Origin of the sequence: Bacillus sp. JJ783 (assembly GCF_036963225.1) — a bacterium.
GTDB classification, from domain to species: Bacteria; Bacillota; Bacilli; order Bacillales; family Bacillaceae_G; genus Bacillus_A; species Bacillus_A cereus_U.
Genome location: NZ_JBALMG010000049.1, coordinates 1 through 11,467 on the forward strand (window position 1 = coordinate 1; position 11,467 = coordinate 11,467).

Genomic DNA, 11,467 nt, shown 5'->3' on the forward strand with positions numbered 1-11,467 from the left:
TGACAGGGATAAGACCAATGTGACGCTACCCCATACCTATCAACTTAAGAAAAATAAGGGTCCCAAAAAAGAAAAAATGAGCCGAACTCTTATGAATAACTGTGAAAAGGTAAATTTTTTGTTATGGGAGGTTTCTGAAAATCCTAGCTTGATGGGTATGTGTTATACCCCCTCTTTTATTTTATCGCTTCCAACTTTTTATCTACTTCAAGTAGTAATTTAGAAACTTTATCCATTGATTCCGAACCCTTTTGAACTAAAGTTTCGTCTTTTAGGTTTAATCCTTGACCTATTAAAATTGTACCAGTCTTCGCATTATACATAGCATCCTGTACAGTACTTTGTACGTCTTTATACTTCTCGCCAGGGTCTAATTCACTTAATTTATCTGCTGTTTCTTGCATAGGTTCAGACTTCTCTCTATACGCATCTGCTTTTTCAATTATTGGTTTATCACTAGTCAAAATATCACTTAATTCTAATGCTTGCTTCGTTATATCCTCTAATAAAGAGTTTAATTTTGACTTGTACTCTTTCTCTACCTTAGTCTCTGATACGTCTTTGTTACCTGATTTTTCTTTAACCTTCGACACTTCTTGACTGTCTGCTTCAGCTACTTGTAAGCTATCAGTTTTCTTCTCTTCTGTAACGTCTTTATTTGAACAACCTACCCCTGCTACTAATAGAATTGGTAATGTTACTGCTAATAGTTTACGTTTCATTGTTATATACCCCTTTGTTTGTGGTTATTGTTTCTTTGATTTCATTTTGAATACCCTTTAATATATTGTTTCTTGTATGTAAACAGGCTACCTTTTGACAAGTAACCTGCTACAACCTATTGTTTACATTACTTCGTTCTGTTCCAAGCACCTTTATAATCTCTTAACCTATATTATTTACGTTTTTGTACATCTATTCTGTTACCCTTTGCGTCTACCATATTTAAGTAATCGTTTAGGAAGATTTCAAGAGTATAGTCTACTGATTCATTCAATTGACTTTTATCCATCTTTTGACCGTCTTTCACATACTCCTCAATTGTCATTGTGAATTGTTTTGAGTCTGGCTTGTAAGACCATTTACCTGTCATATGGTTGTCTTCGAATGATGTTTTACCTTTATCATCGAAAATCGTATATGTACCATCTTCCTTAAAGTCTAATGCCTTAACGAATTCAGAACCTTCGAAATGACCCCATTCACCTACAAACTCTTTACTGTCTTTAGGGAATTCTGAATGTTCAGTTGCTTGAAGTTTCTTTTCTCCTGCATCTGCTATCGCATCGGCAAGTGGTGTATACCCCTCTTTTAAGTAGTCATTACCTTTCAGCATTAAGTCTTTTGACTCTTGAATCTTTTCTTTTGTAATAGAACCACTTTTCGCTGACTTAACTTGTGTTGCAAATGCTTCACTATAAAAGTCTACTGCTTTTAGAATTGTTTTATGTTGTTCTTCAAACTCTTTAGGTGGCTCAATTTTATGGAATTTAGAAATTATTTCTTGTAATTCAGCTTCTTTTTCAAATATTTCTTTGTTTAACTTCTGTATATCGTTGCTTTTATCCTTCGTTTGACTTGCTGTTTCCGTTAGTTCAGTAATCTTCGTTTCTAAGTCACTTCGTAACTTATACATATGGTTTGGATATTCTTCTTTAGATATCTTTTCCTTTGTTACTTCCTTTTCCTTCGTCTCTGACTTTGCTTCTACTTTATCCTTTGTTTTCGTCTCTGCTTTATCTGTAGCACAACCTCCTAATAACATGATTGGAAGTGCTAACGTTATAAGTCTCTTTGCTTTCATTATGTATACTCCTTTTTTTTCGTATTTTCATTTAATGAAAAGTAATTCTCCAAATAAAAGAACTTGTAGCAGGCCCCGCTACAAGTTCTTTTAGCTAAATATTTTAGCTCATCAAAACAAAATATACATTCTACACAATCGAGGTAATTCCTAAAATATGGTTTGTTAACATCATTATATAACATAATTATGAATTTTTGTTAAAAATTCTATATTCTTAGATAAATCGCACTCCACTTTCTTACTGTGGATTTGAAATAAAGTTTAATCGTTTATAACAAAGTTTAACTGTTTTGAAGAAAGATGTACTGTTTTTAAAAAAGATGTACCGTTTTATCTCTTTGGATTTACTTATCTATGGGGATTCTTTTTTTGGAGTTTACCACCGAGCTTTATATCTGGAATGACAGGATATTTTGTAGCAAAAAACTCCTCTAAAGTTATGAATAAAAATGTATAGTAAGGGCTGTATTTTTAGATAAAGGCTCTGTTAATATTAATAGTTGACTTTCGAACAAAAGAAAACCGCCTCTTATAGAGAGCAGTTTTACTTATATTCATTCTTATGCAAATTCTGAAGCATATTCTTCGTATATCTTTAATGTATTAAGCAATCGAGCTGATTCAATCATGATTTCGTTCGATGAATCAGTTACACAAATGACAATAAATCGATTATCATTTCTGTCTCCAAACAATCCTTCTGATTCAAGTTCCATTAACACATTTAACGATTCATTCAACAGTGTATTTACTCGCATGTTAAAGTCATCTTCGACGGTTTCATGATATTTCTTAATAATTTTGTTCACTTCATCAAACATTCCGAAATCGTCCCATTCGCTCCACTCAACAGCTCCATATCTATAATAATTGTATAAAGGGTCCGATTTATTAACTTTGATCAGTCTTTCTTTATTAGCCACTGGTCCAATGCTATTGACACAATCGTCTGTTAATATGGAGTACCCATATATTGTGTCAACACCGCACCTAGTTATAAGTTCGTTATAATGACAACGAATTGCATTTTTCAACTCAACATATAAACTTTTTTGAAGATGCATTTTCACCGTATTTCCTCCGTTCTTTTTGTAGCGACATGTTGTTACATACTTCAATCTTAACATGAAAATCAACATTAAACGTTAACTGAGCCTAGATAAAAAAACTTCCGCTAACAAGAATTATGTGAACACAAAATTCCCCCAGTTAAACAATCTGGAGGACTTTTAATAGTCTTCTAAATACATTGAATCCCGATAATAGGACGTTATGTCAAACTCACATGTATACTACATTTATTTCACATTTTATCTATCTTATATAATGATACAATGAAGATAATATTAGGAAATTGTGAGGGTGATTACGTTGATAAAATTTTTAATTAGTTATGCTGCAAGTCTATTTACTTTTATTTTCGGATGGTTCTTGATTTCATATATTTTTAATCCTAGCTATATTCACCCGACCGTTTTATTTGGATTCATTAAAATGATCGTCATTTATGGTAGTATACCAGCTCTTATAGCTTGTCTAATTGGGGAAGTCTTATACAGGAAAATCAAACGATGTAGAGAATTACAATTTGGAATTCCTGTATTTATAGGACTATCAGCTATCTATACACTTACACTATTTCTTTTTACTTTTACTTTTTCTTTTTTAAGTTTTTTTTATTTCGTCGCGCCTGTTATTATGGGGTCGTTAGCTTTTTATTTAGTACGTAGAAAAATATAATTAACTTCCGTTAACGAATTTTATGTAAATAAGCCGTCCGTATGGGCGGCTTATTGTATTTTTTGCTTAGCGTGGGTTTTTTCCAAAATGCTGGCGATACCCCAAATTGCAATTGCATTGAGGTTTTTGCACCAGAACCGGTCTATCTATAATACTTGATACACCTTTCTTGAAAAGGGATTCTATCATCGTGCAGCACTTCTTCTTGCAGCAATTTTGTTATATTCCCTATTTTTCCAATGAATAGTGCGAAGAAGTCGCCCGAATTTGGATATGAAAATAGTCCATACCCCTTTGGTGACAGTATTTTGTTGACCTCCTGGATCTTTTCAGGTAAAAATTCATAATGAAATGCTTCTAATTTCTCGAGTTCTTCTTGTGTTGCTAATTCAATTTGGTGGGCAAATTCGTAATCAAGAATAAAATTGACAATTTCTTGGTATTGCTCACCTTTATAGTCAACGTATAAAAACTGTTTCGTCGTCAATCCATATTTTAATAGGTCTTCATGTAAGTCATAACTTCCTTGCTCCTTCAAAAACGTTTCCAAATCCTTGCTATCAGGAAATATAATCTGCGCTATCCCTTGATTAGGCATATTAGCTTCCTCCCTTTTATTGAAATAATTCTCCATGCTTGTTAGGAATATATTCCGGGTAGTTTTTACGATAAAATTGATCGATCATCTGAAGAACAGGGTCCCATTCAGGGTATGGCTCACGTTCTCCAAATACCATTTTCGCTTCTGGAGTATTCATCAGAAAATTATCGAATTGAGTAGGTACTGGCAATCCTAGTTGTTTTCTTACATGGATCAAGAATAAGATTTCAAAAGGATAAAATCCGTATCTGAAATCACCAAATTCACCGAACTGTCCGATTTCAGAAGCTAATGCAGAATGATACTCAGACATTATCGAAATTAGATGTTCTATTTCTTCTAAATTACCAGTCGACCAACGTCCCAGCACTTCATCATAAATGTTCAGGTCTTCAGGGATTAAGTCGCATCGTAGTTCAGCTTCCTTAAACTTATTTATCACGGCTAGATGCAATTTTTCATTCGTTCCCATGATGGTTTTATTTTTATACTGCAAGTACAGCTCTAGCAAAAACCAAATATGTCTATCCTTTTCATTGGCATTTATTAAATGTCCACCGAAGTGATGAGCCATAAAATCATATAATATATTTTCTTCTTTCTCCCATCCATACATTGCAAAATGAACTAATGTGAGGACGACTTCTCTAAACGAATATTCCAACATCATCCCAGGATACCTGATTGTATAGAGATCCTGTCCCATGCACTGGTAAAATAAGACCTTCTGCATGTTCTTTAATCCTTCTACATTGTTTCCACCGCTGATCAATACATCATTTTTCCATAGTGACAAGTGATATGAAGAAATTGGGTTTAGATTTATTAATAGTATGTGATCTTTCTTTGTTTCATTTTGCTCAACGATTTCCTCATTCTCTCTTCTATTAACATTATATTCATCTTTAACATCTTCAAATTTGATTCCATCCACAAAATTTTTGCTATATCTTTTAAAAGCCATTTCTAACTTTTTTTGGTTTATCATTGAATCTCCCCTATGAATGTTTGCGAGTTTTATAGTGACAGTGTGACATCCTGTACATGTTGTGACAAATAATACATTAAAACTTATTTGCCAAGTTTACATACGATTCAAAATCAACTTCTATATCATTTTCAACACTTGTTCCTTCACATTTTCGTCAAACTTAGCCCCTTCTACATTTGCTCCTGTCCAATCTACATTGTCAAGTGTAGCACCGGTAAAATCCGCTTCTGTAAAATTCCCATTTAAAAGAGTTGCTCCTGTTAAATCTGCATTTATAAAATCTGCATTTCTAGCATCTACTTCTGATAAATTTGCATTTTCCAAATCTGTCTTTTCAAATTTACTATTTGTAAGATTGGCACTGCTAAAATCCGTTCCAGTGCAATACGCCTGTGTAGCATCAATTCCAGATAAATTCGCATGGCGAAAAGTAGCATGATTTAAAATTGTTCCAACTAGTTCTCCATATGAAAAATCAACTTCGTCAAAACATGTTTCAAAACAACTACTTATATTCAATTTCGCATATTTCATATTCGCTTTAGAGAAATTCGCTTCACCAAACCTACAATCTGCAATATGTATTTCCTCTAAATTACAAATTCTGAAATCAGCCAACTCAAAATCACAATCATGAAACGATGCCCTCATTAATGAAGAAGCCCTTAACATGACCCGTTTTGCCATAATACGATCTCCCATTACCTCTGACAGGTCTGAAAAAGTAAGGTCCAAATCACTCATATCTAACTGATCTATAACCTCATCATTGTATTGAGATCGATTTAATATTTCCATGACTCTTATTCTATCATCATTCTTCTCATTCATTATTACTACCTCTTTTCACTTAGCTTTTCAGATGGTCCTTCCAAGCAACATTAGGAGAGAAGAATACCCCTCTTCCATTATCACCAAAACTTGGTATAGCCATTACTTGAGCTGGTTCTAAATATTCCATTACATGTAACCAACTATCAAGCAATGTATCAATATCAGCTTCTAATGGATTTTGTAAAAGATCTATGCACATCCCACCCCAATTCAGTTCTGATACCACAGCTGGACTATTTAGTAATAATTCCTTATCAAACATGTCCAAAACATGACTACTAAAATATGTTCTAGTTCCTACCCCCAAGGGGCCGTTAGGACGAAACCTAACTGGTACAGGTTGAGAACACATATTCATCCACTTATGTAAGCGTTCACGTTCGGTATTCCACGGATAGGATACTGGCCAAAACATATGTGCCACTCCATAACTTGGTTTCACGATTTCTGTGATTTGGTCGGATAACTCAAAAAAATCCGACCACAATTTTTTGGGTATAGATTTATGAAACTCAAACTCTAAAAATGAGCCATGGCTCAAATTAACTTCAAAGCTCCCTCTATAATTAACAGATTTATCACGATAGAGGTGAACTTCAGATACCCTACGCTCCGAAATCACTTTTTCAATAATTTCCTCACGATTATATTCTACCTGTATTGTTTCACAGTTGCCCCAATGAGTAGGAGCAAACTTTTCATTTGACTCAAACACATCCAAAAGACGCCCTAGTATCTCTTCCTGATTAAAAGATACTGTGGGATACATTGCGATTGAAAAATATTTAGGTTTCATTTATATCCTCCTTCATACTAAAAAATAAAGTTACATAATAATTTATATTTATACTTTTATCCATTCACCTTCACCAGGTAGATCTGAGTCAGCTTGCCATACGTGAGTTACTTTTCCACTACTTGGATCAGTATAGTAAATTTCACTCTTTTTCGCTAAAGGCCCACTTGGTCTTGGCTGAGGTGGAATCCCATTTTAATCGGGTTTGTCACTTGATATTGTCACAACATGATGGCCGTTTTTCTCCTGTGCCAGTTCTCTTTCAGCTCGCATTTGCATGTCATCATGAATAACGTGTTCTTTGTCACTTATTTTGTGTTTGTGATCATGAACCAAATCAATTTCACCCTTAGCATTAAGTCCTATACTGTCTAGACGCGTAAGATGCCCTTCACTGGATGTATACGTAACAACCTTACCAACGTTATTGTTCTTTAATTCACGACCTAAATGTTCGCTCAAAGCATCTCTACCTTTTGCTTCTTCTTCTCTTCCACGCTCTCGGCTCTTTCTTAAATTTTCAGTCTTATCATTCCAATCTTTACGATCTAAAGGTGGTTCTGTTTCTTCACAATGACGGTCATATATAATATCATCTGCTACGTCATACTCTCCTCGCGCTTTACCTTCATCTATTTTCTTTCAATAGTATTTTTCCCGTTCTTGAGTTAGTTTAATTTTGTTTGAGTTTGTATTACTACCTTCTCCCGTACCCTTAGTTCCATTCTTAACCTCAGAAAAAGTCTGCAAAGAGACTCCGCTTTTTCAACATACAATGAACTTCAACAATTGCTAGCTACTTCCTAATCCTTTTTCCTCATTTACCAATCTGTTTATGCTTTCTTCAAACTTTGCACCAGATCCTTATTTTTCCCCTCTACTATCATCATACACTGTTCACAGCCCTTACAATCTATAAAATTTAACAGTTAATACACTTATAAAATTATAATTCCCTTTTAAATTTTCACGTTAAAACACAAAAAAGCACTCGTTGCCATAATTGACAATCCAGTGCTTTAAGTTCATCTATTTTTAAGTAGCATTAAACTTGTAAGTTTTGTAGTAATAGTATGACGCCTTTTGTATTTCGTGACAACTACTACGTTAAAACTTACGTGTTTGTACGAGTTCGTTAGTTTCATGTCCATCCCATGTCTTTATGTTCGTCGCATAGTAGAATGTCATCTCGCCTAAGCTCGTACTTCTTTTTCTATTCTATCATTACACGTAATACTCCATGATGGTACAACCATCATGGAGTATGTATTTTCAAACACCCTATTATTTTTTCTATCCACTTCACATATACTTTATTATTCATTCATCATTATATTTTTTAATCGTGTAATTTACTTAAAAAATCAGTAAATGTATCTGCAATGTACAATACATTTTCTCTTGCCAGTTCTTCTACTTGTGCTTCTGTTAAACCTTCTTGACGCATTAACATTTCTTTTTCGCCAGCATTCTCATGCTCCCAAAAAACTACAATTGGGTTTTCTGTATTATTTTTATAATCTAAACAAACTAAATTTCCAGCTGGATCAATTGCAATAGGGAAAATCTTTTGCGGAAGCGTAGGTTTGTATATTTCATACTTTTTAATAATGTACTCACTACTTTCCTCATCAAAACTAAATAAACTACCAAAGCAACGCTCTACATTGCCTACATTAAATTCTTCTGGTAATACACTCGCACCTCCATTTATTTTTACACAATCAATATAATCTTGAGGTAACTGGAAGCCTAATTGTAATCCAATTTCTTTAATCTTAGTTTCTGATACTTCTGCATCAGCATATTCCCACTCTAAATCTTTTCTCATCTAATACCCTCTCCCCATAATTTATTTCCACCAAGATGGTTAACCCCATGAATGTCTGTTAATACTAATTGCATCTTTCCAGGAACCTGATGATGGTGCCAAGTAAGCCCCTTTATTCTTGCTCTCCCCTTTTCAATCTGATTAAGCTGTTGTGGGGTAAAAAGTTCCTGTGGTACTTTACCTTTTTCAATTGCCTCTTTTAATATCCTTGTACACTCTTTAAACTGAGGTGTATCTTTCATAACATAATATTCTTTATCTAATTTTAACGTGAATTTTAAGTTATCTCCTTTAAAAATAGGAAAACCTAACACATCATAGCCTACACCCATCACATGTGTTCCTCCTGCCAATCCTTTATTAATTATATTATTTTTAGGTGAAGCGTTTAAAAAGTCATCAACATATCCTACCACTGATTTAAATTCTTCAACACTATCATACCCAAATTCTTTGATAGTAGTATCATCTACTTGTTTTAAGAAATCTTCAACACTATCATATCCCTTAGGAACAATTGATCTATTAATCAAATTTCCGTCTTTATCGTAATTATTTTTAATTACTTCGTCAATTTCAGATCTATGAACAGTGTTACCCGTGCCCCTAGTTCCACTATTAACAGCAGAAAATAACTCTCCAAGTGTCTTTCTTTCTCCTCCAATGCCTGCTAGCGCGGGTTCAGGGAATACATTCGGGATTTCAATATTTTTAATCTTCTCCACGATACTACTCGGCAACTTATTTATTAAGGAATGGCTGCATAAGAATAGATTTCATTAGGAATCTATATACCTCTTTCAAATAAATGTAATCTTTGCACCAGAACCTGCTGTACGTCTATCCCTCCAACGTGTATCCGTTCTTTCTGGGTTTGTATTTGGATCCACGCTAGGATAACGATTTAGTCCTGTTAACTGCATACTTCTCTCTGCTAGCTGTTTTATCTCTGGAGTTAAAGCAGTAGAAACCGTTATTAAGCCGCCTTCCATATAGTGAAACGCTAATAGTGTGTTATCTTTATCTGGCCATAAATATTCTTCTAGATTTATAGATTGATTACTTTTGATAGAATTACAATTTACACAAGCGAGTAAAAAATTGTCCCACGTTAACGCTAATTCCTCATGTAAACTTTTAGGCTGTATATGTTCAACTGCCACATTGCCCCCCAAACTTCTTTCACAATAAGAGCAATAGGATCCTATCCTGTCCATTAAATGTCCTCTAGACTCTTGATACTTTTTGAACTGAATAGGCTCCCCATCTTCATCTACTGGAACGTCTCCTCTATCAATCGGCCTCATTTGTATCCCTCGCTAATCTGGCTGCTCTTCTTTCCATTTGCAGAAATGCGTAATATGCCACATCATCACTATATAAGGACTCAATCTCGTCTAACTCATTTTTTAACTTCTCAACTTCAGCATCAGATGCTTGCTTTCCTTCTTGAAGAAGTGAATAATATTTTTGTGCTGCCTCATACATTTTCTTATATTTTTCACTTCTTTGTACATTTTCAATCTCCATTACACTTTCACTGATGTCTTCAATACTCTTATTGACAAACTCCTCATCTCGCACTACTTCATCGTCGTCCTCTTCATGAAGGCGGCGTAATTCCCCTTCTTCAAGAGACTGGATAATAAATGGCGAATGTGTAGTCGTAATAAACTGCACTTCCGGAAACGTTCGTTTTAAATCTTCAACAATTCTACGTTGCCAACTTGGATGTAAATGCAGATCAAGCTCATCAATCAATACAACTCCTGGTGTTTCTCTTATCACAGCATCTCCTAATGCAGGATTCAACTGAGCCATTCGATGCGCTAAATCTGCAACTAGTCCTAGCATATTTCTTACCCCATCACTTAACAAGTGAAAAGATATCGCTGTATTATCATTTTTTATCGCATGTACTTCCTGAGAATCCACATCATACCCAATGGTCTTCCACGTCCTCATACACTCTGAAATTGCTTTACGAACAGCTTTCAAAACTGGTGGTGTTTCTCCTCTTTGCAACTCAATATACGTCATTTTCTCCATCCAGCGGAAAAAATGCTTTTCATTGGAAGCTGGATCTAAACAATCCTCATACCCTTCCAGCCTGTCATTGTTTCTTCTAATATTATTTTGTTCCTTTCTTTGTACCCATAATCGGCTCGTACCATAATAAGAAATAACAGGGAGTTTAACTTCTACACCATGCATTACGGCTCTTTGCAAATAAGAAGCATACTCTATAATAGACCGAGCCTCTTTACTAGTAGTTGTTCCTTTTTTACCATTTACCGCTCTTGACCAATCTAATTTATGCCCCTCTACAGTACTTGTACAGCTTATTCTCACTGGAAATTGCATCTGAATATCGGTTAAACTACCCTGATTATATATTTTCCTATGTATTTCATCACGTCTAATATGTCTAGAATGTACACCGTCTAACCCACTTAAAAAAGCTCCTAACGCAACAGCTAAACCATCTAACACAGCTGTTTTTCCTGTTCCATTATCTCCAACTAATACAGTAAATTTATCTGAAAATGTGATATATCTCTCTTCAAAACCATAGAAATTCTCCAATTTTAGATCATGAATAATCATGAAAGTTACACCTCCAATACCAACATCTATCTCAATTCAAATTGCTTCCAATATTCGTTAACTAAAATTCATATTTAGACCTTAAGTAGACCATATACAACTTGTCTATCACGTAAAGACAAAACAACTCTTCGTTTTATAGTTATATTTTTATAGTTACCTCTATTTAGCATTCTATATAGTTCTTCATTCTCCTCATAACGAATAGATATGAGGACGATCTAATAGGAATTTTAAATCACATCTTAACTAGCATAAAC

Annotated in this window: 12 protein-coding genes and 2 pseudogenes; 2 read left to right on the plus strand and 12 right to left on the minus strand. The window is 34.3% G+C overall.

The features are described 5' to 3' along the window. Positions 1-176: 176 nt before the first annotated feature. The 3 genes from V7038_RS10770 to V7038_RS10780 form a co-directional block, all read right to left on the minus strand. Positions 177-722: a DUF7018 domain-containing (lipo)protein gene (locus V7038_RS10770; protein WP_070128264.1), complete on the minus strand. Its 546-nt coding sequence runs from the start codon at positions 720-722 to the stop codon at positions 177-179. Between the two features lie 173 nt (positions 723-895). Continuing rightward, positions 896-1,804: a DUF7018 domain-containing (lipo)protein gene (locus V7038_RS10775; RefSeq protein ID WP_002115085.1), complete on the minus strand. Its 909-nt coding sequence runs from the start codon at positions 1,802-1,804 to the stop codon at positions 896-898. A 563-nt stretch (positions 1,805-2,367) separates the two neighbouring features. Further along, positions 2,368-2,877 carry a DUF4303 domain-containing protein gene (locus tag V7038_RS10780; protein WP_002115086.1) on the minus strand — a complete coding sequence of 170 codons (510 nt, stop codon included), beginning with the start codon at positions 2,875-2,877 and terminating at the stop codon, positions 2,368-2,370. A 292-nt stretch (positions 2,878-3,169) separates the two neighbouring features. Here V7038_RS10780 and V7038_RS10785 point away from each other — a divergent pair, with 292 nt between their 5' ends. Beyond that, entirely contained in the window at positions 3,170-3,547 is a 378-nt protein-coding gene (locus V7038_RS10785; RefSeq protein WP_438825107.1) for a hypothetical protein, read from the plus strand. 142 nt (positions 3,548-3,689) lie between these two features. Here V7038_RS10785 and V7038_RS10790 read toward each other — a convergent pair whose 3' ends face one another. The 5 genes and pseudogenes from V7038_RS10790 to V7038_RS10810 all read right to left on the minus strand — a co-directional run bounded on the left by V7038_RS10790 (position 3,690) and on the right by V7038_RS10810 (position 7,519). After that, positions 3,690-4,145 (minus strand): hypothetical protein, encoded by a 456-nt coding sequence (locus V7038_RS10790; RefSeq protein WP_335470161.1) that lies wholly within the window; start codon positions 4,143-4,145, stop codon positions 3,690-3,692. Between the two features lie 16 nt (positions 4,146-4,161). Beyond that, positions 4,162-5,136, minus strand: coding sequence for a hypothetical protein (locus tag V7038_RS10795; RefSeq protein ID WP_335470163.1), 975 nt, complete (start codon positions 5,134-5,136; stop codon positions 4,162-4,164). A 120-nt stretch (positions 5,137-5,256) separates the two neighbouring features. After that, entirely contained in the window at positions 5,257-5,970 is a 714-nt protein-coding gene (locus tag V7038_RS10800; protein ID WP_335470165.1) for a pentapeptide repeat-containing protein, read from the minus strand. 19 nt (positions 5,971-5,989) lie between these two features. Continuing rightward, positions 5,990-6,769 carry a hypothetical protein gene (locus V7038_RS10805; protein WP_335470167.1) on the minus strand — a complete coding sequence of 260 codons (780 nt, stop codon included), beginning with the start codon at positions 6,767-6,769 and terminating at the stop codon, positions 5,990-5,992. Positions 6,770-6,817: 48 nt separating this feature from the next. Next, positions 6,818-7,519: pseudogene (locus V7038_RS10810) on the minus strand (ADP-ribosyltransferase). Between V7038_RS10810 and V7038_RS29525 the strand changes: the two are divergent. After that, a pseudogene (locus tag V7038_RS29525) lies at positions 7,505-7,576 on the plus strand (IS6 family transposase); the annotation flags it as partial. The pseudogenes V7038_RS10810 and V7038_RS29525 sit on opposite strands and share 15 nt — an antisense overlap. A gap of 532 nt (positions 7,577-8,108) precedes the next feature. Here V7038_RS29525 and V7038_RS10815 read toward each other — a convergent pair. Genes V7038_RS10815 through V7038_RS10830 form a run of 4 tightly spaced genes read right to left on the minus strand, consistent with a single transcriptional unit; the run spans position 8,109 to position 11,207 of the window. After that, positions 8,109-8,600 carry an SMI1/KNR4 family protein gene (locus V7038_RS10815; protein WP_335470169.1) on the minus strand — a complete coding sequence of 164 codons (492 nt, stop codon included), beginning with the start codon at positions 8,598-8,600 and terminating at the stop codon, positions 8,109-8,111. Continuing rightward, positions 8,597-9,349: an HNH endonuclease gene (locus tag V7038_RS10820; protein ID WP_335470177.1), complete on the minus strand. Its 753-nt coding sequence runs from the start codon at positions 9,347-9,349 to the stop codon at positions 8,597-8,599. The genes V7038_RS10815 and V7038_RS10820 overlap by 4 nt, the downstream gene beginning before the upstream one ends. 51 nt (positions 9,350-9,400) lie before the next feature. Beyond that, complete coding sequence (locus tag V7038_RS10825; RefSeq protein WP_335470171.1) at positions 9,401-9,907, minus strand: HNH endonuclease; 507 nt, start codon at positions 9,905-9,907, stop codon at positions 9,401-9,403. After that, positions 9,894-11,207 (minus strand): AAA family ATPase, encoded by a 1,314-nt coding sequence (locus tag V7038_RS10830; protein WP_335470173.1) that lies wholly within the window; start codon positions 11,205-11,207, stop codon positions 9,894-9,896. The genes V7038_RS10825 and V7038_RS10830 overlap by 14 nt, the downstream gene beginning before the upstream one ends. Positions 11,208-11,467: the final 260 nt, after the last annotated feature.

Bases quoted from the DNA above. Each gene is read 5' to 3' on its own strand.
- V7038_RS10770 (WP_070128264.1), bottom strand. From the start codon at position 722: ATGAAACGTAAACTATTAGCAGTAACATTACCAATTCTATTAGTAGCA.
- V7038_RS10775 (WP_002115085.1), bottom strand. From the start codon at position 1,804: ATGAAAGCAAAGAGACTTATAACGTTAGCACTTCCAATCATGTTATTA.
- V7038_RS10790 (WP_335470161.1), bottom strand. From the start codon at position 4,145: ATGCCTAATCAAGGGATAGCGCAGATTATATTTCCTGATAGCAAGGAT.
- V7038_RS10795 (WP_335470163.1), bottom strand. From the start codon at position 5,136: ATGATAAACCAAAAAAAGTTAGAAATGGCTTTTAAAAGATATAGCAAA.
- V7038_RS10800 (WP_335470165.1), bottom strand. From the start codon at position 5,970: ATGAATGAGAAGAATGATGATAGAATAAGAGTCATGGAAATATTAAAT.
- V7038_RS10805 (WP_335470167.1), bottom strand. From the start codon at position 6,769: ATGAAACCTAAATATTTTTCAATCGCAATGTATCCCACAGTATCTTTT.
- V7038_RS10815 (WP_335470169.1), bottom strand. From the start codon at position 8,600: ATGAGAAAAGATTTAGAGTGGGAATATGCTGATGCAGAAGTATCAGAA.
- V7038_RS10825 (WP_335470171.1), bottom strand. From the start codon at position 9,907: ATGAGGCCGATTGATAGAGGAGACGTTCCAGTAGATGAAGATGGGGAG.
- V7038_RS10830 (WP_335470173.1), bottom strand. From the start codon at position 11,207: ATGATTATTCATGATCTAAAATTGGAGAATTTCTATGGTTTTGAAGAG.